Here is a 25482-nt window from a genome sequence, read left to right on the forward strand (position 1 = left end):
TTTTTTTGAAGTATAAGCTTTAAAGTATGAGTTAACCTCTCGTGCTTTCGTTCGGATCAGGATCACATTGTTTGGTGCGTTTATGCCATACTTTTGTATCGACTTTTCAACGCACTATATTTGGCAACCCCTTTATACTTTAGAAGGGGGAGTTACCTTAGTTCATGAGCCAGGAAAGGGCTTCGCCGGGGCTCGAGAAGTTCTTCACCTCGAACCTGGTTACGCCCAGGGCTTCGGCACGCGTCACCACAGACTCGACCGCTACCTTGGCGTACAAGGCACTCGGCACCACCCGGGCCAGCCGCTTCAGTTTTGTATCGGAGAGCAGTTTGTAGAATTGAGAGGAAAGCCAGTCTTTTGTGTCGCTGGAGAGCGTAGTGATAACGCGCGCATCCGCTATGGCCAGCTCCATGCCCGTGTCGCGCAGCACCTCGTACAGCCTGGTTCCACCCAAAACAGCCTCCTCAGCGCTTACAGGCCGTAGCCATACCGCTTTCAGCAGCTTTCTGGCTTCATCTACCTCTATTTTATAGAAGTCGGAATGATACTTTGAAATCAATGCCATACTTTGTACGATGTTAAAGCTGCGTGGAAATCTTACTTCTGGGCAGCCTCCTCTTCGCGCGCCATCAGTTGCTCCAGCTCGCTGTACCAGCCCTCGCCATACTTGCGGATGAGGGGCTCCTTCAGGAACTGGTACACCCGCACGCCCAAGTCCTGGCCAAAGCTGCAGGCCGCGCTGCAGATGCCCCAGCGGTCGTAGTTCAGCGCCTCGAAGCCGTCATACTTGGTGATGCGAATGGGGTACAGATGGCAGGAGATCGGTTTTTTCCAGCTGATCTTGCCGTCATAGTAGGCCTGCTCGATGGCGCACTTCAGGGTGTTGTCCGCATCGTAAATAGCGTAAGCACACTCCCGGTTGCCGATGGTCGGGGTGGAGAAATCGCCCTCCCAGTCCTTGATGTACAGGCCCTGCTCCTCCACCGCCTTCAGCCCGGCGGCAGACATGTAGGGCTTCACGTGCTCGTAGCTATCCTTCAGTATCTCTAGTTCGTCTTCCTCCAGCGGCGCGCCCAGGTCACCCTCCACGCAGCAGGCGCCTTTGCATTTCTCAAGGTTGCACACAAAAAACTGGTCGCGCACGTCGTCGCTGATCACGGTATTCTGAAGGACTATCATAGGAAGTATAATATCAAAAATGGGTGCGGCGCAAAGTATAAATACTGGCCGCCACACAAACTATAGAAAAGACAAAGGTAGGTATAAATTAGTTTAAAAGATGCTGCAGCAGTTTTCCCGGCCTCAGGCTACCGCAAAAAAAGAGGCGCTGTGGTAGCGCCTCCTCTCATAGTAAAAGCTTGTACACGCTACTTCTTTTTTGGAGGAGAGCCAGCCGCCAGCAAAATGTTCTGCACGTTCTCGTGCTTGGTGTAATCAATGGCGGCCTTGCCGGAGTTGTCGGTGATAGTAACATCGGCATTCGCCTGCAGCAGGGCAAGTATAATCTCATAGTTAGCGTCAATCTCGCAGGCCAGCATGAGCGGCGTCTTTCCTTCGTTATTAGCCACGTTCGGGTTCGCGCCGGACTGCAGCAGTTTCTCCAGCTCCAGGATGCCGATGTGCTGGCCGATGGTAGCGTTCAGCGCCTGCGCCAGCACGGTGTTTCCTTCCTTATCCTTAATGTCCGGGTTCGCGCCGTTGGCCAGCAGCGTATCCAGCAGCTGTACCTGCTCGTTCTCGTAGAACTCAGTCTTGATGCGCGTGCTGCTTACTACATAGTGCAGGGCTGTTTTACCGTTGATGTCCTGTGCGTTTACGTCGGCGCCTTTACGAAGCAGCAGGCTAGCCGCTTTCAGGCGCGCCTCCGGCTCGTACTCTACCCCGTAGTCTTCCAGCAGCATCGGCAGGTATAAAACGTGCATCAGCGGGGTGCGCTTCTGCAGATTCGCCTCGTAGTCTTCGGGCTGGTCCTGTGTGTTGGCATCGCCGCCGGCGGCAAGGGCGCGGTTCAGCATCTCCGGGTCGCGGTGGATGGCCGCGATCACCACTTTCTGGTTTGGCGTCTGGTTGATGTAGAGCAGCTGGTCATAAGCATTTTCGCTGCCTTTGGAAACGGCCTTGCGGTACAGGTTGCGCGCCTCATTCACCTTCACTTCCCCCAGGGTGCCCTCCTCCAGCAGCAGCGCCAGCGTATACATGGCTTCCCGCTCCCCGGCCTCCACGCCTTTCTGCAGCCAGTGCACCGCTTTTTCATAGTCCTTGGCCACGCCTTCCCCGTTCAGGTACAGGTTGGCCAGCGAGGTATAGGCCACCACATCGCCGGCCTCCGCGGCGCGGCGCAGGTAATTGGCCGCCAGCGCATGGTTCTTCATCTCGCCGTAACCGGTGTAGTACATACTTCCCAGGATGCGGTTGGCGAAGCCATCGCCCTCCACGGCTTTCTCCCGGATGGTGATGGCGGCAGTGCGCATGCGCTGCAAAAAGCGCTGCTCATCATCCTTGTTGCGCAGCGTCATCAGTTCGGCCATACCCAGGTTAGCCAGCGTGCTGCCGCTATCCAGGGCCGCTTCGTAGTAGTATGCAGCGGAGTCGCTGTTGGCGTCGAAAAATCTGTTTGGGTTTTCGATCTGCTTTACCGTATCGATTTTTACGGAGTCATACTTGAGTTCGCGGTACTGGTGCATGCGCCCCAGGAAGTATAACGCGTCATACTCCCCTGCCGCCGCGGCGGCCCTGAACTTCTCCTGCGCCCGCTGAAAGTCCAGCGAAGTATAATAGTGCATGGCTTCATCCATGGCAGGCGTACGCCAGATGCGCCTGATGATCGGTGCCGGTGCAGCAGCGGCTGGCTTGGTGCCGGTGGCCACGGTGGCCTTCTTTGCGGCAGCCACGGCAGAGTCCTTGGCCGCGGTGGTGGCCTTGTCCGCTCCGCCCGTACCTGCGCCTGTTTGTGCTACAGCTAGTTGACTGAAGCCGGCCAGCAGGCCCAGCAGCAGGAGCTTTCTGATGCGAAGTGGGCGGTGTGATATAGTATAGGGATGTTTCAACGTAGTCAGATTTAGGTTCCGGCGTTCCTGCAAAAGTAAGCGCTACAGGGCTCTTATCAAAAATGACACCAAAACAGCTTGTAAACACGGGGGGGCAAATGGTATACTTGCCCAAAAGCTAAACGCTTTCCCTCCGGAAGGTGTTCATCCTATACCTGCTTTATACTTTGTGCCCACGCAGGCATTAGTTGGAGGAAGCGGTTCTGAAAAAGGATTAGTATTTGTAACTTGCATTGATTTTAGCACGCGGAAGAGAAGAAATGGATTATATCAGCTTACTAAACGAGTCGCAGCGCGCGGCGGTACTGCACACCGAGGGACCAGCCATGATCATTGCCGGCGCCGGCTCCGGCAAAACAAGGGTTCTAACTTACCGGATCGCCCACCTCATCAGCCTGGGGGTGGACCCGTTTAACATACTCGCCCTTACATTTACCAACAAGGCGGCCAAGGAAATGCGCCACCGGATTGAGAAAGTGATCGGCAATGAAGCCAAGAATATATGGATGGGCACGTTCCACTCGGTCTTCTCGCGCATCCTGCGTGCCGAGGCCGAGAAGATCGGCTACCCGAAAAGCTTTACCATTTACGATACAGACGACTCCAAGACGCTGATTCGCAACATCGTGAAGGAGATGAACCTGGACGACAAGCTCTACAAGCCCAACGTGGTGCTGGGGCGCATCTCCTCCGCCAAGAACAAGCTCATCTCGGTAAAGCAGTACGTGAACGACCCGGTGATCCAGGCCGACGACGAAGCGGCGATGCGGCCGAAGATCGGCAAGATCTACGAGATGTACCAGAGCCGCTGCTTCCGCGCCGGCGCCATGGATTTCGACGATTTGCTCTTCAACACCAACGTGCTGTTCAAGGATCACCCGGATGCGCTGAACAAGTACCAAAATATCTTCAAGTTCGTGATGGTGGACGAGTACCAGGACACGAACTACTCGCAGTACCTGATCACGCGCAAACTGGCCGCCCAGAACCGTAACATCGTGGTGGTGGGTGATGATGCGCAGTCGATCTACGCCTTCCGCGGCGCCGATATCCAGAACATCCTCAACTTTGAGCGCGACTACCCGGAGTTGGAGGTGTTTAAGCTGGAGCAGAACTACCGCTCCACCAAAAACATCGTGCACGCGGCCAACTCGGTCATCAAGAACAACCAGGCGCAGCTGCGCAAGGATGTTTTCACCGATAACGAGGAAGGCCCGCTCATCGAGGTGATCAAGGCCAACTCTGATAACGAGGAGGGCAAGCTGGTGGCCACCACCATTTTTGAGGAGAAGATGAACAACCACCTCTCCTACGACGACTTCGCCATACTTTACCGCACCAATGCGCAGTCCCGCGCCATGGAGGAAGCGCTGCGCCGCATGAACATCAAGTATAAAATCATCGGGGGGCTATCGTTTTACCAGCGCAAAGAGATCAAGGACCTGATCGCCTACCTGCGCCTTACCGTGAATCCGAACGATGAGCAGGCGCTGCGCCGCGTCATCAACTACCCCAAGCGCGGCATTGGCGAGACAACCGAGCAAAAGCTGTTCGTGATGGCCAACGACACCAACCACAGCGTGTGGGAGGTGGTGCAGAACGCCACCGAGTTTCTGGGCAACCGCACAGGCACCGCCATCGAGAATTTCTCTATCATGATCCGCGACTTTTCCCGCATTGCCGAGCGGAGCGACGCCTTCGAGATAGCCAAGCACATTGCCAAGCACTCCGGGATTGTGGATGATTTGTACCAGGATAAAACCGTAGAGGGCCTGGCACGTTATGAGAACATTCAGGAGTTGCTGAACGGCATCAAGGAGTATGTGGACGATCCGGAGAAAGAGGACAAAAGCCTCTCGGCCTTCCTGCAGGACATTGCCCTGGTAACTGATGCCGACACCAAGGCCGACGATGGCAGCGAGTTCGTGACACTGATGACCATTCACTCAGCCAAGGGACTGGAGTTTAAGAACGTGTTTATCGTGGGGATGGAGGAAAACCTCTTCCCGAGCCAGATGATGCTGAACTCACGCGCCGACCTGGAGGAGGAACGCCGTTTGTTTTACGTGGCCATTACCCGCGCCGAGAAGAAACTATACTTAACCTACGCCACCAGCCGTTACCAGTGGGGCAACCTGCGGGCCTGCGAGAAGAGCCGCTTCCTCGACGAGATCGACCCGAAGTACCTTAACTTTAAGTATGGCGAGACACAGCCAAGCGGTGGCAACGTATTCGACCGCGTGCTGCAGCGCAAGAGCAGCATCAGCAGCCTGGTGCAGCCACCGGCGCGCAAGCAGGCGGCTACGGCCTACACCGCCCCCGCCGACTTTAAGCCGAGCGATACCTCCAACTTGGCGGCCGGCATGCGGGTGGAGCACCCAAAATTCGGTTTCGGCGTAGTAGCGAAGATGGATACGCAAGGCAACAGTACCAAAGCCATCATCGACTTTGAGGAAGTAGGCGAGAAAACCCTGCTCCTGAGCTTTGCCAAGCTGCGGATACACGAGTAGTGAGAGTGCGTATCAAGATACACGTATCACGTAGTACGATTTTTTAAACAGGGACATCCTGACATAAGCCTTTCTGCTTACAGGTATAAGCAAGCTCAAAAAGTCACTTGTTTTTTGTCAGTTTCACGCTGAGAAAGTCGTGATTCCTGATACTTGCTACGCGATACGAAAAAATTATTACCTATTTTTGAGATTCATACAATGACATACATGGAAGCGAGTACCTCTTTTAAACAAGACCTATTGCTGCGGGAGTACGGCCGCAATGTGCAGGACCTGGTTAATTACATTACCAAGGTAGAAGACCGCCAGGAACGTACGCGCCTGTCGCAGCTGCTCATAAACCTGATGGCCAAGCTGAACCCGCAGCTGCGCGACACCCAGGACTACCAGCAAAAACTCTGGAACCACTTGTTCGTGATGTCAGGCTCTACGCTGGATGTGGACGCCCCCTACCCGCTTAGCGCCATGGAGTACCTGAACGACAAGCCGCAGCCGATGGAGTACCCGCTCAGCACCCCAAAGTATAAGCATTACGGCCAGAACGTGGAGCTGCTGGTGCAGCGCGCCACCGAGCTCACGGACCCGCAGGAGCGTGACGCAGCCATCATTTCCATCGGAAAGCTTATGAAGACGCTCTACAAGTCGTATAACAAGGAGAACATCACCGACGATGTGATCCTGGGCGATATCCGCGAGATATCCAACGGGCAGCTGGACATGAACCTGGCTTACATAGAGAGCAACAACCTGTTTGAGTCTAATCTTGGGAGCAACCGCCAGCAGCAGGACAACAGCTACCAGCAGCGCCCGCAGAACCAGAACCCCCGAAACAAGAAAAGTAACCGATCCTCCAATCAAAGAAATAAGTAATACATGGCTTCTTTTGAAGTAATAGGCGGCAACAAGCTTAAAGGTGATATTTATCCGCAGGGTGCCAAAAACGAGGCGCTGCAGATACTTTGCGCCGTGTTGCTAACCCCTGAACCCGTTACCATATCGAACGTACCAGATATCCGGGACGTCAATAAGCTCATTGAGCTCCTGCGCGATTTAGGTGTTAAGGTAGAGCGCAACGCTCCCGACACCTATACGTTCCAGGCCGATGACATTAACCTGGATTACCTGAACTCTGACCAGTTTGTGGAGCAGGGACGTGCCATCCGTGGCTCCGTGATGATCGTGGGGCCGCTGCTGGCCCGCTTTGGCGAGGCTAAAATGCCCAAGCCGGGCGGAGACAAGATCGGTCGCCGCAGGCTGGATACGCACTTTATAGGCCTGGAAAAATTGGGCGCAAAGTTTAACTACGACACGCCCGATGTATTCTACAGCGCCAAAGCCGACCGCCTGAAAGGCGCCTATATGTTGCTGGACGAAGCCTCCGTAACCGGTACAGCCAATATTCTTATGGCCGCCGTACTGGCCGAAGGTACCACCACCATTTATAACGCCGCCTGCGAACCCTACGTGCAACAGTTGAGCCGTATGCTCAACCGCATGGGTGCCAAGGTGAGCGGCATCGGCTCAAACCTGCTGGTGATTGAGGGCGTGGAGCGATTGGGTGGCACCGAGCACCGCATGCTGCCGGACATGATCGAGATTGGCTCCTTTATCGGGATGGCCGCCATGACCGGTTCTGAGATCACCATCAAGGACTGCCAGATTCCGGAACTGGGCCTAATTCCGGACACCTTCCAGCGCCTGGGCATCAAAATGGAATTTCGGGGCGATGACATCTTTATTCCGGAGCAGGACCGCTACGAGGTGGATACCTACATCGACGGAAGTATCCTTAACATCTCTGACCATACATGGCCCGGCCTGACGCCAGACCTGCTGAGCGTGGCGCTGGTAGTGGCCACACAGGCTAAAGGCACCGTGCTGATTCACCAGAAGATGTTCGAGAGCCGCCTGTTCTTTGTGGACAAACTGATTGACATGGGCGCGCAGATCATACTTTGCGACCCGCATCGCGCCACCGTTATCGGCCAGAACAAGCAGATCCCGCTACGTGGCATCCGCATGACCTCCCCTGATATCCGTGCCGGCGTGGCCCTGCTCATCGCAGCCCTTTCCGCCGAAGGCACCAGCATCATCGACAACGTAGAGCAGATCGACCGCGGCTACCAGAACATCGACGGCCGATTGCGCGCGCTGGGTGCGCAGATCAGAAGGCTATAAAAGTATGACTTTATACTTCGGAAACAGGAAGAGCAGCTCAGATGGGCTGCTCTTCCTGTTTTTATACTTTGCTCTAATCAACCTACAGCAAGTCCTGCACTTTCTCAGGCGGCCGGCCCAGCACGGCTTTGTTGCCTTTCACCACGATTGGGCGCTCGATCAGCACCGGGTTCTCCACCATCGCCTGTATCCACTCCTCGTCCGATAACTCCTGCCCTTTATACTTTTCTTTATAGACGGCTTCGCCTTTGCGCAGCAGTTGCTCGGGCGTCATGTGTAGCTTTTGCAGGATATCGCGCAGCTCTTGGGCGGTGGGCGGTGTTTTCAGGTACTCCACCACCTCTACTTCCTGCCCTGCCTGGTTAATCAGCTCCAGCGCATGGCGGCTTTTGCTGCAACGGGTGTTATGGTATATCTTCAGCATAGGTTATGTGCTTTACAAGTATGAAGGTACAAAATTTTGAAGTATAACTGCCACTAAAAGTATGACGCCGCGTCCAGGGAAATTAGTAATTTGGTGCGTAAAAATCACACAAGTATAAAACTATGAAAAAACACCTGATTACCGGCGCCAGCTTACTGCTGCTTTGCCTCACCCTATTTCCCAGCCTGGGCATTGCCCTGGCGCCCAAGCCAAAGTATAAAAACGGCTCAGAAGTGATAAACGCCATGTACAAGCGCTGGAAAGGCAAATGGTACCCGAACTTCCAGTTCGAGCAGCGCGCCATCTTTTACGAGAAAGGGCAGGTGAGCAAGGAGGAAGTATGGCAGGAACTTTACAGCCAGCCGGGCATGCTGCATATTCGGTTCAACGGCTTTGAAAGCGGCAACGGAGCTGTGTTTGCCAACGACTCTGTTTTCCATTTCAAGAACTTCGCGCTGGCTGCCAAAATGCCGCAGGTGCACCCGCTCGTGCTGCTCTCATTTGATGTATACTTCCTGAAGCCGGAGGAAACCATCGCCAAGCTTAATACACTAAATTTCGATCTGAGCAATGTATACGAAACCGACTGGCAGGGCCGCAAAGCTATTGTTGTAGGTGCCCAAAGCCCGGAAGATGCAAACAGTCCCCAGTTCTGGGTGGATAAGGAGCGCCTGTATGTGCTGCGGGTAATCACTAACAGCAAGGGCAGTGTGCGCGATGTGGAGATGAACAACTACCAGCTATTGGAGAATAACTGGGTAGCTACGGAGATCGTTTTCAAAACCGATGGCGAAACCACGCTGCGCGAGGAGTACTACAACATGAGTTTCCCGAAGGTCGTGGATAAACGCTGGTTCGACCCTGAACACTTCGGCAACACACGCTGGCAGTAAAAAAAAGAAGCCGCTGAAACCCATATCAGCGGCTTTTTAGTGCAACAGAGGTTACACATTGTCAGAAAACTACACCCCAGGAGCATGCAGCTTAATTAATCTGGAATTAAAAACTAATCAAAACTAATTTCTTTATCTTTCCGGCTGAGGCATAAAAACGCCTTACCTAAAAAACTGCTGTTTAAGTGGTTCTGCACTGCCCGCTCCAACCAAGGGAGCATGTAGGCTTGCGGAAGATGCCATTTACTTGTTTTCGGCTTATCTTTACAGCTGAACCTGTTGCCAAGTAGCACTTTTTACCCCGACACCTAAAATTAAAGTTTGGAATCGCTACTATTTCTAAGCAGGAAAAAGCATTAATTATCTTTTTGATAATCAGAATTATACACAAGCCCCGCTTACAATGTCTAGCATTTCGCAGGAAACAGTATTTCAGTTAATAAAATCGCTGGCCCCCTCCGAGAAGCGGCATTTCAGGCTGTTCGCCACCCGTCAGGGCGCCAGCGGCGACATTAAGTTCCTGCAGCTTTTTGATGCGTTGGATGCCATGTCGGCGTATGATGAGGAGCGGGTGCTGCGCCAGGTGCCGGGCATAAAGAAGGTGCAGCTGGCCAACCAGAAGGCCAACCTCTACAAGCAGCTGCTGGCCAGCCTGCGCCTCTACCACGCCAACCAGAACGCAGACATCCAGCTGCACGAGCAACTGGACTACGCCCGCGTGCTCTACAACAAGGGCCTGTACCAGCAAAGCCTGAAGATGCTGGAGAAAGTAAAGGCGGCGGCGCGGCAGAATGCCCACCTGCACATTGCCCTGACGGCGCATACTTTCGAGAAGCAGATAGAGCAGCAGTACATTACCCACAGCCTGGAGGGCCGCGCCGAAGCCCTAACCGAGGAAACAACCGCTTTACTGGGGCACCTCGGGCGCATCCACCACAACTCCGACCTGGCGCTGCGCCTGTACGGGCTCTATGTTAAGATGGGCCATACCCGCACCCCCGAGGAATGCAGTGATCTAAAGTCGTTTTTCAAAGCTAACGTGACCGCTTTGAACCCAAAGGCGGCTAGCTTTAACGAGAAGCTCAGCTATTATCAATCGCATGTATGGTATCATTATATTCTGCAGGATTTTAAGGCCTGCTACCGCTATGCGCAAAAGTGGGTGGATCTGTTTGAGGAGGAGCCGCAGATGAAGCAGCAGCAAACCACCAACTACATTAAGGGGCTGCACAACCTGCTGCTGGCGCTCTACAACACGCTGTACTACAGCAAGTTTATGGAGGCGCTTAAAAAGCTGGAGGACTTTGCGGCAGACAGCAACCGGCGCAGCAACCCCAACATAGAGATGCTGCTGTTTCTCTACATTTACACCAACCGCATTAACGCGTACTTTATGCAGGGCCGCTTTACCGAGGGGCTCCGGATCGTGCCGGAAATCCGGCATAACCTGATCGTCTTTCAGCAGCAACTGGACCCGCACCGCCAACTGGTGTTTTACTACAAGATCGCCTCCTTATACTTTGGCAGCGGCGACTACAAGAGCACCATTTTATACTTGCAGAAGATCATTCGGTACAAGGATGTGAGCCTGCGGGAGGATATCCAGTGCTTTGCCCGAATCCTGAACCTGATCGCGCACTACGAGGCCGGCAAGGACGAACTGCTGGAGTACCAGATAAAATCGGTGTACCACTTCCTGGGCAAGATGAACGACCGGCAGCCCATGCAGGTGGCTATTTTCGAATTCCTGCGCCACCTCCCCGACATCAAGCCACTGGAGCTAAAACCGGCTTTTGTGGCGTTAAAGGAGAAGCTACTGCAGATATCAGACAACCCGCTCTACCGCCGCCCCTTTTTATACTTAGACATTATCTCATGGCTCGACAGCAAGATCAAAAACCAGTCGGTGCAACAGGTGATGCAGGGGAAGTTTAAGACGATGAAATAACAATTTCCCTCCTTGTACAAGAGAGAAGATTGACAAAACCCGGTGCCGGTATCCAACCGTTGCCGAAACAACTTTGGAATCTGTGACTTGTCAAAAGAGAGGAATTCATACTTGCTCTTGCCAAAGTATGCGTTTTATTTCTGCTGTTCTCGCGCGGACAGTTCGCGACCTATCCCTACAAGTATAAACCCACCCCCAGCCCCTCCGAGGAGGGGAATTTATACTTGCCACTTATCCTCTCATCTCAAGCAGGGCGAGAGATCTATCGGGAATCCTGAAGAGATCTCTCACTACGTTCGAGATGACAAATAGCAGCAGCTATTGGAATAATACCCAGTCCTTGGGTTGAGCGCCTATGCGAGTTTTTCCGGTGCCCGGAGGGCAGCCCGAGGCACGAGGGCAGGAAAAGCTCCCAGCGCGATGCCAAAGGACGAGCCCTCCCGGGCTTGAGGGAGCCAAAGCAGAAAATGAAACAATTGGTGTGTAAATCCGTGGATGAACGGCGGCAAGCAAGGATAGCTTAGTTCCTGTTGCAGGAGGCAGCGGCTATACAATAAGTATAGCCAAAGTATAAAAAGGCACAAGCGGACGCTTGCGCCAGATAAATGCATCACCTCACATGTATAACCACTACCAATCAATAGGCTTTTTGCCGTGCTCTTCTAAGTACTTGTTGGCTTTGCTGAAATGGCGACTGCCGAAGAAGCCCCGGTCGGCGGCGAAGGGCGAGGGATGCGCTGCTTTTAATACCAGGTGCTTGCGCTCATCAATAAAAGCGCCTTTTTTCTGCGCATAAGCGCCCCACAGCATGAAGACTACGTTCTCCTTCAGCTCGTTCACTTTCTGCACCACCGCATCGGTAAACTCCTCCCAGCCCTTGCGTTGGTGAGAGCCCGCGTCGCCGGCGCGCACGGTAAGGGTGGCGTTCAGCAGCAGCACGCCCTGCTCCGCCCAGCGCTCCAGGTTGCCATTTGGCGGCAGGTCCTTCCCCAGGTCACTCTTTATCTCTTTGAAGATATTGAGCAGCGAGGGCGGCGTGCGCACCTTTTCACTTACAGAGAAAGCCAGTCCGTTGGCCTGGTTCGGCCCGTGGTAAGGGTCCTGGCCCAGAATCACGACTTCTACCTTATCGAAAGGGCAACGCTCGAAAGCATTAAATATCTGGTTGCCCGGCGGATAAACTTTTTGGCTCGTGTATTCGTCTTTTACAAATGAAACCAGCTCCTTAAAGTATGGCTTTTCAAATTCATCTTGTAAGACTTTTTGCCAGCTTTCTTCTATCTTTACATGCATGAGTTAGTTTGGCTTGTTAGGTTAAATTAACAGAAGCTACAGCACGCGTAGCAGCCGCAATGGTTTCTAAGTATACAAAAATCGCCGGAACATGGATACAAAAACAACGGAAGGTGTAAAAATCACGGTTACCACCAACTACTTGCCGGACTACTCGAGCCCGGTACAGCAGCACTTTGTTTTTGCCTATAGGATAAAGATAGAGAACAACAGCGAGTTTACCGTAAAACTGCTGCGCCGCCACTGGTACATTCACGATGCCACGGGCCAGATGCGCGAGGTGGAGGGCGAAGGTGTGGTAGGCCAGCAACCTACCCTGGAGCCGGGCGAGATGCACGAGTACGTGTCAGGCTGCAACCTGAAGACCGGCATCGGCAAGATGCGCGGCACCTACCTGATGGAGCGCATGGTGGATGGCCGCAAGTTCGACGTTACCATTCCCGAGTTCACGCTGGTAGTACCTTACAAACTCAATTAACAGCAGGCCCGGTTTATACTTTGTAAAAGTATAGCTTCACTAAAATTCATACTTCTGCCCCGCTCCCAACCTAGCTCTTGTGTCTCACCTAAGATTAGCTGCTGATTACCTACTCTACCGCATGCGCGCTTTTAAGCTGCATGGCGTCCACTCCCCTTTCGTTTTCGATCTGTACCACAACGTGCTGCACCATAACGGGCACTTCCTGGCCTACGATAACGTGGAAGCACTACGCGACGAGCTGCTGCACGACGAGCGCCAGCTGCAGGTAACGGACTTCGGGGCCGGCTCCAGAAGTATAAACAAGAAATCCCGAAAGATAAAAGACATTGCCCGCACCTCAGCCAAGCCCGCCAAGTATGGGCAGCTGCTGTTCCGGCTGGTCAACCATTTCCAACCCGAAACCATCGTGGAGCTCGGCACCTCGCTTGGCCTCACCACCTCCTACCTGGCCGAGGCGCGTAAAAGTGGAGAGATTCATACTTTTGAAGGCTGCCCCAACATTGCGCGCACGGCCCGCGAGAACTTTAAGAAGCAAGGTTACCAGAACATACAGATAGTTGAGGGAAATTTAGACGAAACACTAAACCCGCACTTGCAGCAACTGGAAAAGTTGGATTTTGCCTTTCTGGACGGCAATCACCGCTACGAACCAACCATCCGCTATTTCGGGAGCTGTTTAAAGAAAAGCCATGAGGGCACGGTGTTGGTGCTGGATGATATTTACTGGTCCGGGGAGATGAAGCGGGCCTGGCAGGAAGTGAAGCGCCACCCGCAGGTGCGCCAAACCGTGGATTTATACTTTGTCGGGCTGGTGTTCTTCCGGCCACAGCAGCCGAAGGAGCACTTTACTTTATATTTTTAGCGTATCTCGAAGCACGTATCAAGTAGCAAGACTTCAGCTTTACGTCAGCGTCGGAAATCGTGATACTTGATACGTGTTACGTGATACCTCCCTACCTCACCGCCTGGCGGATACGCACCAGTTTTTGCAGCAGCGCCTCCAGTTGGTCCAGCGGCAGCATGTTGGCCCCGTCGGATTTGGCTATACTTGGCTGCGGGTGCGTTTCGATGAAAAGGCCGTCAGCGCCCACAGCGATGGCCGCTTTGGCTATCGTCTCGATCAAAGCCGGCTTGCCGCCCGTCACGCCGGAGCTTTGGTTGGGCTGCTGCAGCGAATGGGTAATATCCATCACCACAGGAGCGCCCGTGGCCTGCATGGCCGGTATGTTTCGAAAATCCACCACCAGGTCGGAGTAGCCGAAGCTGTTACCGCGGTCGGTAAGTATGACTTTGTCGTTGCCTGACTCGCGCACCTTATCCACCGCAAAGCGCATCGCTTCACCCGACAGGAACTGTCCCTTCTTGATGTTCACGACTTTGCCCGTGTTGGCAGCGGCAACCAGCAGATCAGTCTGGCGGCACAGGAAAGCTGGTATTTGCAGCACGTCCACATACTCGGCGGCCATGGCGGCCTCCCCGCTCTCGTGAATGTCGGTTACGGTGGGCACGTCGAATTCACGGCCTACCTTCTCCAGGATGCGCAGCGCCTTCTCGTCGCCGATGCCGCAGAACGAGTCGAGGCGGGAGCGGTTAGCCTTGCGGTACGAGCCTTTAAAGATCCACGGAATCTGCAGTTTGTCGGTAATGGTTTTCACGCGCTCAGCAATCTCCATGGCCATCTCCTCGCCCTCTATGGCGCAGGGGCCGGCCATCAAAAAGAAGTTGCCGCTTTCTGTATACTTCAGTTTAGATATCTCGAACATAGCTTTTATACTTTTATACTTGCCACACAAAGGTAATTAAAGACAGTTAGAAAGTTAGAAGGTTAGAAAGTTGGGAAGTTAGAAAGTTTAAGAGTTGATGGCGCAGGCGCCCGTTTGTGCCTTAAGTAACAATATCACATCCAGTAAGTATTGCCGTTGCTGATTTATACTTGGTGCGATAGATTATACTTCGGAGCAGCTGATTCATACTTTGTCTCATCATAAAGATTATACTTCAGACTCTGCAACTTTCTAACCTTCTAACTTCCCAACTTTCTAACTTCCATGAACAGCTCTTTGCCTTGGCGGGGCGGGATGGAATTCGTGGCTGTCTCGCAATGGAGGAAATCAAAGTATGGCGCAAAGTATAAACGGTACTCCTCGCGGCTTCCGCCAAACGGCGGCCCTTCCTTCTCGAAGGTTGTATCAAACAGCAGGCCCATCAATTTACCGTTTGGCTGCAGCAGCTCAGCGCATTTGCGGGCGTAACCGGCGCGAAGGTCGGGGTTTAGGGCGCAGAAAAACGTCTGCTCCACGATCAGGTCAAAGGCACCCTGCAACAAGAAGAAATCCTGGTGCAGCAGGTGGTGCCGCGGGAAATCCGGGACGCGCGCCTGCAAGCGCTGCAGTGGCGCCTCGGCCACATCTGCCACATAAACGTTGGTAAAGCCATTTTGGTGCAGGTACTCCGCCTCGTAGGCGTTGCCGCAGCCCGGAATTAAAATCCGCAGCGCTTTGTTTTCTAGCTGATCAAAATATTCTTTCAGCGGCGGCGTTATAGCCCCAACGTCCCAGCCGGTCTGGTTCTGCTGATAGCGCTGCTGCCAGTACGCTGCATTAAAATCTTGGCTCATCTTGCTTCACTTATAGAATCAAATTTATATATTTGACTTTTGCACTACGAATGGTTTTAGTGCCTGTTATAAAACTAATGTATAACACCGGGTAATCAAAAATTCAATATATGTCTACAAACACTCCTGAGAATCGCAGTAACCGCAAACTATTGATTGGAGGCCTTTTGGTGGTGCTTATCAGCATCAACGGAATTCTGATTTACATGAACTATCAGAAGAAGGAAAAAACGGAGGAGCAGGCCGAGATCATTAAGGTGAAAGACAGCGAGCTGGAAAATCAGATTAAGGTGTACGAGGCACTTAAGGCTGATTTTGAGCGCCAAAGCCAGGAGCTAAGCGCCATGGGCCTGGAGAATGACTCGCTGGAGGCGCAGATCTCCACCATCGCCGCCGACCTGGATGAGCTGCGCGGCTTCAGGAAGAGAAGCTACAGCCTGTCTGACCAGCGCCGTTTCCGCGACAGAGCCAACGCGTTTGGGGAGTTGCTGAAGGAAAAGGACGAGGAAATCTCCCAACTGAAGCAGGATAACGAGGTGCTGTTCACCGAGAACACGGACCTGAAGACGACGCAGACACGCATGACGGACAGCCTGACAACCATGCGCTCTACCAACGATGAGCTGAACCAGAAAGTACGCGTGGCCTCCAAACTTGAGGCCCAGGCAATTAACGTGAACATTATTAACCAGCGGGGCAAGGAGAAGGACGACTCCGATAACGAGTACAGGGCTAAGCGCGTGGATAAGCTGCGCATCGACTTCAAGCTGGCCAAGAACGATGTGGCCCAGAAGGAGCCAAAAACGGTTTACATGCGCATGATCGAGCCGGACGGCGCCGCCCTCTATAACCTGTCAACAGGCTCAGGCACGTTCCAGATCGATGGCGAGGACATGTACTTCACCGCCAAGCGCGACTTCGTGTTCGACAACACACAGCAGGCCCTGAGCTTTACCTACGACAAGAACGCCGAATACAAGAAAGGCGAGCATACCGTAGAGCTTTACGCCGATGGCTTCCTGATTGGGAAGACCACTTTCGTGCTGAAATAAGCATTTATACTTTAGCCAAAGTATACAGCCCCTGTCGCTTTTGCTGCAGGGGCTTTTTTTAGGCTTGACCAAAAGAGCAAAATAGAAAAGTGTAAAACACCGCTCCATTCCTCTTTGCCATACTTCCACAGGCTCCTTTCAAGTATACTTGCCCTTCCTTCCGGAGCATAAAAAAAGCCCTTACCTGGGGCAGGGGCTTTAGTCCATCGTTCACATTTATATCTATCTTTTAATACTTCCTTAACGCAGTTGTTTAAACTTTATTCTACAAACTCCTTGCGGTCCTGAATTACCTTGAAACTCTCTACCATTTTCACCGATTCGTGCACATCCTCGGTGAAAATGGCAATCAGGGAGCCTGGCGCGGCCCTCTCCAGGGCAAAGGCAATGGCACGCATCTCCTGCGGGATTTGGTGCACCTGCTTCTCCGGGGCGATATCCTCTATCCCTTTCAGCAACGGCCCCAGAATCTCATCCGCCGTCCTGCCCCGCAGGTCAGCATCCAGGCGTACGATGATCTCGTCGAAAATCTCCCCCGATATGCGGCCCATCTCGTAGAAATCCTCCTGACGGCGATCCCCTACCGCTGCCACGATGCCCACCTTCTTGGTCACATCCAGCGCGTTCATGTACTCGCCGATGGCCTTGAGGCCGCCCACGTTGTGCGCATAGTCCACCAGCACCTCAAACGTAGGAAACCTAAAGAGGTTCATCCGGCCGGGTGTTTTGCTCGGGGAAGGTATGAAAGTGCGCAGCGAAGTCTTGATATCGTGGATATCGAAGTGCGAAATATAGCCGGCCAGGGCGGCAGCAAGAATATTCTCAATGTTAAACCTGGCCTTCCCGCCAAAGGTGAGCGGCACATCGGCCACGCGGTCTATCCTGATCTTGTAGCTGTTCTTGAAAATAGAGATGTAGCCGTTCTCAAACACAGCCGCCAGCCCGCCTTTGGCAATGTGCTTAAGGATGCGCGGGTTGTTCTCATCCATACTAAAGAAGGCCACTTTACAGCTAACCTCCTCAGCCATGGCGTACACCAGGTCATCATCGGCATTCAGTACCGCATACCCATCCTTGCTCACGCTCTTGGGCACCACTGCCTTCAGGCGCGCCAGCTCTTCCAAAGTATGGATATCGCCCAGGCCCAGGTGGTCGGAGCTCACGTTGGTTACGATGCCGATGTCGCACTGCTCAAAGCCAAGGCCCGAGCGCAACAGCCCGCCCCTGGCGCACTCCAGCACCGCGAAGTTCACGGTGGGGTCCTTCAGCACGAACTGGGCGCTGTAAGAGCCGGTGGTGTCGCCTTTCTCTAGCAGTTTATCCTGTATGTAAATTCCTTCCGTGGTGGTATAGCCCACCTGAAAGCCCTTGTGCTTGACCATATGCGCGATCAGTCGGGTGGTGGTGGTCTTGCCGTTGGTACCCGTTATGGCGATGATCGGAATGCGTGCCGGCTTGCTTCTCGGGAAGAGCATATCCACCACAGGCTCGGCCACGTTGCGCGGCAGGCCATACGTTGGGGAGATGTGCATCCTGAAGCCTGGAGCGGCATTCACCTCCAGCACGGCCCCGCGGGCCTCGTTCAGAGGGATGGCGATATCGGTGGTCATCACGTCGATGCCGCAAATATCCAGCCCGATGAGGCCGGCAATGCGCTCCGCCATCAGCACGTTGTAAGGGTCCACCAGGTCGGTTACATCGGTGGCCGTGCCGCCCGTACTGATGTTGGCCGTGCTTTTGAGGAAGAGCTCCTCCCCTGCCGCCAGCACCGATTTGGTGGTCAGGTTCAGCTGCTTCAGGATGTTCTGCGTGTGCTTATCGATGTTGATCCTGGTAAGCGCCTTCTCGTGCCCGATACCACGCCGCGGATCCCGGTTCTCCCTGTCGATAAGCTGCTTGATGGTGGAGACGCCATCGCCGGTAACCATGGCCGGCGTGCGCTTGGCCGCCGCCACAAACTTGCCGTTAATCACCAGCAGCCTGAAGTCGAAGCCTTGAATGTACTGCTCCACCATGACACCTTGTGAGAACTTCCTGGCCTCAGCAAAGCCTTTCTGCGCGTCTTTCAGGTTGGTGATGTTGATGGAGGCCCCTTTACCGTGGTTGCTGTCCAGCGGCTTTAGCACCAGCGGGTATCCCAGCCAGTCCACTGCCTTCTTCAGCTCTTCGGGGGCATAGATGGTGCGGCCCTTCGGCACGGGTATGCCGGCCTCTTCCAGGATGTCCTTGGTCGCCTTTTTATCTCCGGCAATCTCCACCGAAAAGCAGGCGGTGCCGGATGTCATAGTGGCCTGTATGCGCTGCTGGTTCACTCCGTAGCCCAGCTGTATGAGCGAATGGCGATTCAGGCGGATATAGGGTATACCACGGCTCACAGCCTCGGAAACTATGGAGTAAGTGCTTGGCCCGAAGTACTCGTCTTCCCGGATGTCGTGCAGCCGCAGGATGTCATCATCCAGATCATACTTCCCGCCTGTCACCAGCGCCTGGGTAATGCGCACGGCGGCATAGGCAGCATACTCTCCGGCACGCTCCTCCTGGTAGGAATACACCACCGTCATGTGCCCCTCCTCAGGGGCCGGGTAGCAACGGCCATAGCCACTCTCCATCCCTGCCATTGTCTGCAGCTCGAGCGCCACATGCTGTACCACATGCCCGAAGGTAGTGCCCTCCTCTACTGATTTAAAGAAACCACCCTCCACGCCCTCGGCTGCCCGGTGGCCCTGCATGCCGGGGAACATCTTTTTAAGGCGGGACAAGAAGCTGGGGATTTCACTGGTTGTCTTCTGGCTGAGTTCCTCCAGTGCCAATTTTACAACAATAAGCTTAGGGTGCTTTACTGACCAGTAGTTTGGCCCGCGCATGATGCGCAAATCTAGGATTTTCATTTGTTCTCTCGCTGTATAAGCTATGCGTTTACGCTTTCTGGGGATGCGTCTCCCTCATCATACCTGTTGCCTCGCACCTTCGGGGGAAGCGTTCCGGAACTACCTCTAAAAAACTGTGCAATTTCTTAAATTTCAGAATATGAATAAGTTGCCTGTCTCTATATTGAATAAAGCTAATAGAGGGTTCCCGTCAACGCCTGTCGGCGCCATTCTTAGCTAAGGACATTACGGATTTAGATGCTAAAAGATTAAGCCAGCAACTGAAAATCATGAGGTTTGGCAGTACTTCCCGAGATCTAAGTATGAGCTGCCACGGAGGGTAAGTATAAACACGGAGGGGCTGAAAACAAAAATCCCGCTAAGTATACTTAGCGGGATTGAGAGGTAACGAGCGGATTCGAACCGCTGTAGCAGCTTTTGCAGAGCTGAGCCTAGCCACTCGGCCACGTTACCGTGTTGTGCAATGGGAGTGCAAATATACGCAGAGAAGTATACTTGTCAAACTTTAGGTAGTTATTTTTTGCATACCAAGGCACTTTTGCCAGTATCTAGTGAAGATCAGGTTATTCCATTCTTTAGGTTTATACCTGTTCTAAGTATAGCGTTTGTGTTTCTGTAGTGGTGCGCTTCCGATGCCGCGTCCTGTCCCACTAAACCAAATGTAGAAAGAAGGTAAAACACTTATAGCTTACACTTCGCCGTACCATTGCAGAAATATTTTGTTAGCAACATGTGCCCTTCTTCTCGCAAAAGTAATCGGTGGTTATGGTGTGGCGGAATAGAATAAATTGTCTCGTCATCGTCTCAACCTGTCAATACATGTTTTACCTTTTTTACTCTACTTTTAAAACTGTTACAGGTTCAATATGCGCCGCTCGAATGGTTTGGGACAGGACAGTCAGTAGCCCGACTATGGCAACCAAACCGAAGCCTATACTTACATTTGTAAAACTTAAATCAACAAGTCTGCTGCCTAAATCTTGTCTAATTAAATCACCGCCAAACAAGCCAGCCGGAACACCAATAAGTCCGGCAATCAGCATAAGAATGCCAAAATTTCTGGTAACTGCCCACACCAATTCTTTGTTGCTTGCTCCCAATACCTTTCTCATACCCAGTTCTTTAACACGTATCTCTACGGAGTAACTGGCTATGCCTAAAATGCCCAAACCAGCGATTATCATGACGATAAGGGCTAAGCCTCCAAAAAAACCTATTCTATCTCCAATTCTAAAATATTCATCTTTTAAATTCTGAAGATTTGCTGTTTTTTCAGGGAAATGGTTTTTCCATAAGGTTTGAATGGCTTTGGTTGCTTCCAATTCTGTATTTGGATTTATTTTTATGGTCAAGGTGGCAATTTCATTTGGCAAATACCGATATAGCAAAGGAGTTGTCTCACCAATAATTTCATTGGGCATGATGCCAATGACTTGTACATAGGCAGAATCCAGCGATAGCGTTTGCCCCACTAAGGTCTCCGATTTGAATTGCAATAATTTTGCGGCAGCTTCATTCACCAGCACATACTGCTCCCTATTTTGGGGTATATCTTTAGGGAAATTTTGTCCCGATTTTAGACTAATGCCTTCTGTTTCAATTATTTTGGGGTCTATACTTACGTAATTCATTTCCAGGGTTTTATCTTTTAATGTTACAGAAGACTTGCCCTTTAGCATCGGTTTGTAATACCAGTTAGTCGCCAAAGTCGTTTCTACCTGGCTTAACTGGCTTATTTCGTTTTGCAGGTTTTCATATTTTTCACCTCTCAGATCAAGCGTCAGGACATTGGGTGACACGGTTGAGTTAATGATTGCATGATTTTTTATTTCATAATCGGCTAATATGACAACCACTATCATCAGCATGATGGTCACTGAAAACTGAACGACAATCAAAGCCTTGTAAATAGCAATACCCCGGAACAGTTTAATATTCTTCATTTTACGCAGAACCTGTATGGGCTGAAACGCTGACAGCAGCCAGGACGGAAATGCCCCCGCGACTAAGCCTGTGATAACTGCGTAGGTCAGCAAGCCTAACATTAAGGCTGTGTCATAAGAAAACGCCATATCCATTTCGGGTATATAGTGCGCTAAAATCTCGACGCATGGCACTGTAAACAACAAAGCCAAAAGGGAGACAAGGATCGACTCCATCAAGAACTGACCAATAATTTGTCTTCTTGTCGCGCCTAAGGTTTTGCGGATACCCACTTCTTTCGCTCGGGAGAAGGCACGCGCCAATGACAAACTGATATAGTTGAAAGCAGATAAAAGAGTTAAGGCTAGAATTAAAAACAGCTGTGCTTTTATGCCCGTCCAATCGGTGCCCGCATCGTGATCATTTTTAATGTCATTGTTTCGAGGGGTAATAGCCTCTATGGGTTGTGCCAAAAATTGGAGACTGCTCTTATCCAATTTCCGAGTATAGTTTTGGAGCGTTGTATGGAGCTGCTTTAAATCATCTTCTGATTTTAAACGTGCATAAATTGCTGAACTCTTGAAGTCTCCCCAATTTTGTGAACTAGTACTGAGTGCTCCTTTTTTTTCAAGCACTTCAGCAGCATTAATCGAAAGCATTGCCTCAATGGGTAGATGTGTTTCTAAAGGCGGGTCCTGGATAATTCCCCCAACGGTATAAGCACCTAGCTTTTCAAGTTGAACAGTTTTTCCTAATGCTTTGGCATCGCCAAATATCTTTTCAGCTGTTTTTTCGGTCAGAAAAAGGGAAGTGGGATTATCGGTAAGGCTTTGTGCATTACCTGACAAAAGTTTAAAGCCAAAAACATCAAAAAAAGAAGGCTCTGAAAATTTTATGTCAATAGGTACATCACCTCCGTCGGTTTGCAGGTTATGTTTCCCTGCCAGACGTACTTTTACCGTTTTTTTAACAAAGGAGACGCTCTCCAATTGAGTCGCCAATAGCAATGGTGCTGTTGCCCATTTAGTTTGTTCCCCCTCCTTTGTTTCCTGCGTGAGTATCCGTACTATTTGATTTAGTTTTGGATGAAAATGGTCAGTATCGTAAGTGGCTTTCAGGCCTGTAAAAAGAATAACACCTACCGCCATACTCAATGACAAGCTCAGGATATTGACTAATGAAAAAAGCTTGTTTTTCCAGAGTATCCGTATAGCGATTTTTAGATAGTTCTTTATCACGACTTGAAGTGTTGTTCTTTAATGAAAAACAGGCCAAATACTGAAGTGAATTTCTCTCAGCTCTATTCCCAAAGTTGATGCCAAAACACAACTAGTTAACCAGCAATAGCTTAGGTATAAATCATGAATATTTCAGACATCTGTCTATTTACATCTGTTCGATTTCGGACACTTGACTGTAACGATTTCATACAGTCAAGTACAAAATATTTTACACCCAATTGAGATTGCGGCACTTACTTATATCTCATTAGGTGTTTACCGTGGAGAAGCTTCTTGACAGGATTGTCAAACATTTCTTTGTTGTCTGGCAACATTCGTCGGTTTATACGGAAGGGCATTGTTGCTAACTGGCTTTTATATGCTGCTTTATAGGCTTTGGCTAAAGCATGAAGTATATGCGTGCTTAGCTACTGTAATTCTCTTTTTTTACCCACTCCAGCATTTCAGGGTATAGCTCCGGCACCTTTTTTTTGCCATCATACTTCAGGAACAGATCCAACAGGTGCTTGTTGAATGACTGGAATTTTACAAATCCCCTGTTGTTTTCCATAAAGTCTATTGGCTGACGCATTACTTTTTGGTAGTCGCCTTCTCCAAACCTGTCATAAACGTAAAGGCCAAAAACAGCCCACGTCATATACTCATTAAATGTCTCGTAGGGACTATTGTAGCTGCCTTTTGTGTTCCACTTCCCTACATCTGCCATGGCATCATTTATGGCATCAGCATAGCTGTCAGAGATGGGGTTAACGTAATTGTGGTCTATTTCTGTGAATGCCCTTCTTAATGCCAAAGCGTCGCCTATGCTTTCACTTACCGAGTCCTTGCTTATAAGAGTAGGGGCAGACATGAAGATGATGTTTTCTTTGAAGTTGTTGTTTTCAAAGAGACGGATACTATGGGAGGCGCCTGCCAGAGGGCTCATGATAATTCGATAAGAGTCCACCTTACCTGGGAATTGATTCTGCAGCCAGTCCCAAGCTTCTTTCACCTGGGCTCTTTCATGCTCAAGTGACTCCAGCTTCTCATAAAGCGGCTTCTCGTTTTGGTAAAAGGAAAGGAAATTGCTTGCAATGGCAAAGTCCTGGATTAACGGCAATAGCTTTTTGAACTGGTCCCTAGCCCTAAAGCCAGCATATGTGCCGGACTTGACTATCCTTTGCCCATCGAATACATAGGCAGCACTGTTTTCCCTGATGTTGAGATAAGAGCCTGCAGATAGTTTAGCTTTCAACTTTTCTATAGCTGGATGGCTTTTATAGGGTGCAAAGTATGCTAAAACACGTTTGTGGTATTCCGTATCCTCTTTTACCCAGTTGGACTGTGCGTTATCGGCAAGCGCTACCATTACATTGGCAAGTTCATACACTTGGGGTATTACCACATTTACTTTCCCCTTGTTTCCAGCTTTGTAGTCATCGTCATAAGTGCCGGGGTTGAACTGCTTGTAAATATCCAGTACTATAGTATCACCTTCGCTGGTCCAGTATATGAACTCTTGCTCTACCCCGTTATTTGTGATGAAGATGGTGTCACTACTAGAGTAAAATTTAGAATCTTTCCAGCCGCCCCAGTAAGTAAAGTCGAAATGGAGCGTGTCGTCTTTGATGTTTTTCTTTTCCAGCGTTCGCACAAAGGCCCCTTGATAATTGACCACCAAAGTTTCGGTTTCTAAATAGCTTTTGAGGGGTGCCCGGTTGTAAATTCCAGAACTGCATGAAGTTGAAAATACAGCAAGTATGAGTATAAGCTTTTTCAAATTTTTCCCTTTTTATTGTAGCTACCGGTTTGTACATAAGGTGAACATGGCCTATGCCTATGTTTAACTTGTGTGCCTTGTTAGCGGATGCTTTTCTTATTATTCTCCATTAAGGTAGCCAGAAAAAACTCTTTATATTCTCTAAGCCTGCTTCTGTTCCAGAAAAGCATTAAATATAAAACTAAGGGAAATACTGTCCATCCGAAAGCCAGCATTATAAATGTATGTATGCCTGAAGTCATTGAGATAACTATAGGAGTCCATAACACTAAAAAGCCCATTACCATACAAAGAAGAATGACATAAAGGCTGTTGTAGGGTATGATCTCTCCTACGATTTTAGTCTCTGAATTATTTGAACCACTTTGAATACTCATATGTATTTTGCCCATTCCCCTATATGGATTTAACATTTTAGGCATCACATCTATACTTATTATCCCATCAGATATAGTGACTTCATCAAAGTCAACAGGACTGCTGCTAAGAAAGCCAAAGAAGTCTCTCTTTTTACCTTTTTCACGACTTACAAAATCAATCACTCTGGTTTTCGATTGATTGATTTCAGCAGAAAATGGCTCATTGTATTTTTTGAGAATCTTCTTCATAATTCGAAGTTACCGCTAACGGCTTGTATAAACGACGGCGAAGGCCGTCGGCCGAGATGACGTTTATACCTTGTTAGGTCTAGTTTTTTCTTTGCAAAGACTGAACAGATTTTTTCTGTTTCTGGCCTGATTTTCAGAAACGAGCCCGAAAACGGCTTGCCGAGCGCAAGCAACTTTTCTTCTTTTTTTTTTACAGTCCGTCCGTTTTTGCCTTGATGTACGAAAAGTAGGCCATAAACGCATTTCTGAAGTCGGATTGTACGAAATGAAGTTATTGTTCTCTATAGAAAAAGCTTTTCACCTGGTTTCGCGGCTTTGATTTTGCTGATAATTTCCTCGCCATGCTCAATCGAGCGGCATTGAATGATTATTTTATTTGGGGCATTTTTAATGTCGTTAATGACCGCAAGATTGCCTGCCATCATTGTCTCAATTTTGAGTGTCCCTATTATTTTTGGTCTTATCAGTTGCACTAGATTTATTCTTAAAATTAGACCTAACTTCTATATAACTGCTAAGCAGCTTCTTTTTTGAGTTCATGAAGCCTTCGCTCCAGGTACATAATCTTTACTTGCTTATACTTCTCCTGGTATGCCGCTAACTCCACGGGGCTGAAC

The 25482-nt window shown here is 50.6% G+C and carries 19 protein-coding genes and 1 tRNA gene; 8 read left to right on the forward strand and 12 right to left on the reverse strand.

What is annotated here, in order from left to right; all coding sequences use genetic code 11:
- Positions 1-157: 157 nt before the first annotated feature.
- The 3 genes from A3841_RS04800 to A3841_RS04810 all read right to left on the reverse strand — a co-directional run bounded on the left by A3841_RS04800 (position 158) and on the right by A3841_RS04810 (position 3047).
- A complete protein-coding gene (locus tag A3841_RS04800; RefSeq protein ID WP_073851153.1) occupies positions 158-565 on the reverse strand; it encodes a hypothetical protein in 408 nt (135 codons plus the stop codon).
- Between the two features lie 32 nt (positions 566-597).
- Positions 598-1179 carry a DUF3109 family protein gene (locus A3841_RS04805; protein WP_073851154.1) on the reverse strand — a complete coding sequence of 194 codons (582 nt, stop codon included), beginning with the start codon at positions 1177-1179 and terminating at the stop codon, positions 598-600.
- Between the two features lie 188 nt (positions 1180-1367).
- A complete protein-coding gene (locus A3841_RS04810) occupies positions 1368-3047 on the reverse strand; it encodes an ankyrin repeat domain-containing protein (protein ID WP_235861294.1) in 1680 nt (559 codons plus the stop codon).
- A 260-nt stretch (positions 3048-3307) separates the two neighbouring features.
- On the opposite strand from A3841_RS04810, the gene A3841_RS04815 reads away from it, so the two are divergent.
- The 3 genes from A3841_RS04815 to murA all read left to right on the forward strand — a co-directional run bounded on the left by A3841_RS04815 (position 3308) and on the right by murA (position 7738).
- The gene (locus tag A3841_RS04815) at positions 3308-5557 is read left to right on the forward strand and encodes an ATP-dependent helicase (RefSeq protein WP_073851155.1); all 2250 of its coding nucleotides are present in this window, start codon (positions 3308-3310) and stop codon (positions 5555-5557) included.
- A gap of 210 nt (positions 5558-5767) precedes the next feature.
- On the forward strand, positions 5768-6430 hold the full coding sequence (locus A3841_RS04820; protein ID WP_073851156.1) for a DUF4290 domain-containing protein: 663 nt from the start codon (positions 5768-5770) through the stop codon (positions 6428-6430).
- Positions 6431-6433: 3 nt separating this feature from the next.
- Complete coding sequence (murA, locus tag A3841_RS04825; RefSeq protein ID WP_073851157.1) at positions 6434-7738, forward strand: UDP-N-acetylglucosamine 1-carboxyvinyltransferase; 1305 nt, start codon at positions 6434-6436, stop codon at positions 7736-7738.
- Between the two features lie 82 nt (positions 7739-7820).
- Here murA and arsC read toward each other — a convergent pair whose 3' ends face one another.
- Positions 7821-8162 (reverse strand): arsenate reductase (glutaredoxin), encoded by a 342-nt coding sequence (arsC, locus tag A3841_RS04830; RefSeq protein ID WP_073851158.1) that lies wholly within the window; start codon positions 8160-8162, stop codon positions 7821-7823.
- A gap of 122 nt (positions 8163-8284) precedes the next feature.
- Here arsC and A3841_RS04835 point away from each other — a divergent pair, with 122 nt between their 5' ends.
- Positions 8285-9055 carry a LolA-like protein gene (locus A3841_RS04835; protein ID WP_073851159.1) on the forward strand — a complete coding sequence of 257 codons (771 nt, stop codon included), beginning with the start codon at positions 8285-8287 and terminating at the stop codon, positions 9053-9055.
- 403 nt (positions 9056-9458) lie between these two features.
- Positions 9459-11003, forward strand: coding sequence for a hypothetical protein (locus tag A3841_RS04840; RefSeq protein ID WP_073851160.1), 1545 nt, complete (start codon positions 9459-9461; stop codon positions 11001-11003).
- Between the two features lie 630 nt (positions 11004-11633).
- On the opposite strand, the gene ung is transcribed toward A3841_RS04840, so the two are convergent.
- A complete protein-coding gene (gene ung, locus A3841_RS04850) occupies positions 11634-12296 on the reverse strand; it encodes a uracil-DNA glycosylase (RefSeq protein WP_073851162.1) in 663 nt (220 codons plus the stop codon).
- 91 nt (positions 12297-12387) lie between these two features.
- On the opposite strand from ung, the gene apaG reads away from it, so the two are divergent.
- Positions 12388-12774, forward strand: coding sequence for a Co2+/Mg2+ efflux protein ApaG (apaG, locus tag A3841_RS04855; protein ID WP_073851163.1), 387 nt, complete (start codon positions 12388-12390; stop codon positions 12772-12774).
- Between the two features lie 79 nt (positions 12775-12853).
- Positions 12854-13639: an O-methyltransferase gene (locus A3841_RS04860; RefSeq protein ID WP_235861295.1), complete on the forward strand. Its 786-nt coding sequence runs from the start codon at positions 12854-12856 to the stop codon at positions 13637-13639.
- 91 nt (positions 13640-13730) lie between these two features.
- Here the strand turns inward: A3841_RS04860 and kdsA are convergent, their stop codons facing one another.
- Both kdsA and A3841_RS04870 read right to left on the reverse strand, forming a co-directional pair.
- Positions 13731-14540, reverse strand: coding sequence for a 3-deoxy-8-phosphooctulonate synthase (gene kdsA, locus A3841_RS04865; protein ID WP_073851165.1), 810 nt, complete (start codon positions 14538-14540; stop codon positions 13731-13733).
- Positions 14541-14800: 260 nt separating this feature from the next.
- A complete protein-coding gene (locus A3841_RS04870; RefSeq protein ID WP_073851166.1) occupies positions 14801-15394 on the reverse strand; it encodes a methyltransferase in 594 nt (197 codons plus the stop codon).
- A 110-nt stretch (positions 15395-15504) separates the two neighbouring features.
- On the opposite strand from A3841_RS04870, the gene A3841_RS04875 reads away from it, so the two are divergent.
- A complete protein-coding gene (locus A3841_RS04875) occupies positions 15505-16446 on the forward strand; it encodes a hypothetical protein (protein ID WP_073851167.1) in 942 nt (313 codons plus the stop codon).
- Between the two features lie 260 nt (positions 16447-16706).
- On the opposite strand, the gene cphA is transcribed toward A3841_RS04875, so the two are convergent.
- The 5 genes from cphA to A3841_RS04900 all read right to left on the reverse strand — a co-directional run bounded on the left by cphA (position 16707) and on the right by A3841_RS04900 (position 24865).
- Entirely contained in the window at positions 16707-19334 is a 2628-nt protein-coding gene (gene cphA, locus A3841_RS04880) for a cyanophycin synthetase (RefSeq protein WP_073851168.1), read from the reverse strand.
- Between the two features lie 382 nt (positions 19335-19716).
- Positions 19717-19787, reverse strand: a tRNA-Cys gene (locus tag A3841_RS04885).
- A 380-nt stretch (positions 19788-20167) separates the two neighbouring features.
- Positions 20168-22495, reverse strand: a complete 2328-nt coding sequence (locus tag A3841_RS04890; protein ID WP_073851169.1) for an ABC transporter permease — start codon at positions 22493-22495, stop codon at positions 20168-20170.
- Between the two features lie 406 nt (positions 22496-22901).
- A complete protein-coding gene (locus A3841_RS04895) occupies positions 22902-24257 on the reverse strand; it encodes a DUF4932 domain-containing protein (protein ID WP_083610213.1) in 1356 nt (451 codons plus the stop codon).
- Positions 24258-24337: 80 nt separating this feature from the next.
- Positions 24338-24865, reverse strand: coding sequence for a hypothetical protein (locus tag A3841_RS04900; RefSeq protein WP_073851171.1), 528 nt, complete (start codon positions 24863-24865; stop codon positions 24338-24340).
- Positions 24866-25482 lie beyond the last annotated feature (617 nt).

The sequence above is a fragment of the Pontibacter flavimaris genome, from assembly GCF_001907195.1.
GTDB classification, from domain to species: Bacteria; Bacteroidota; Bacteroidia; order Cytophagales; family Hymenobacteraceae; genus Pontibacter; species Pontibacter flavimaris.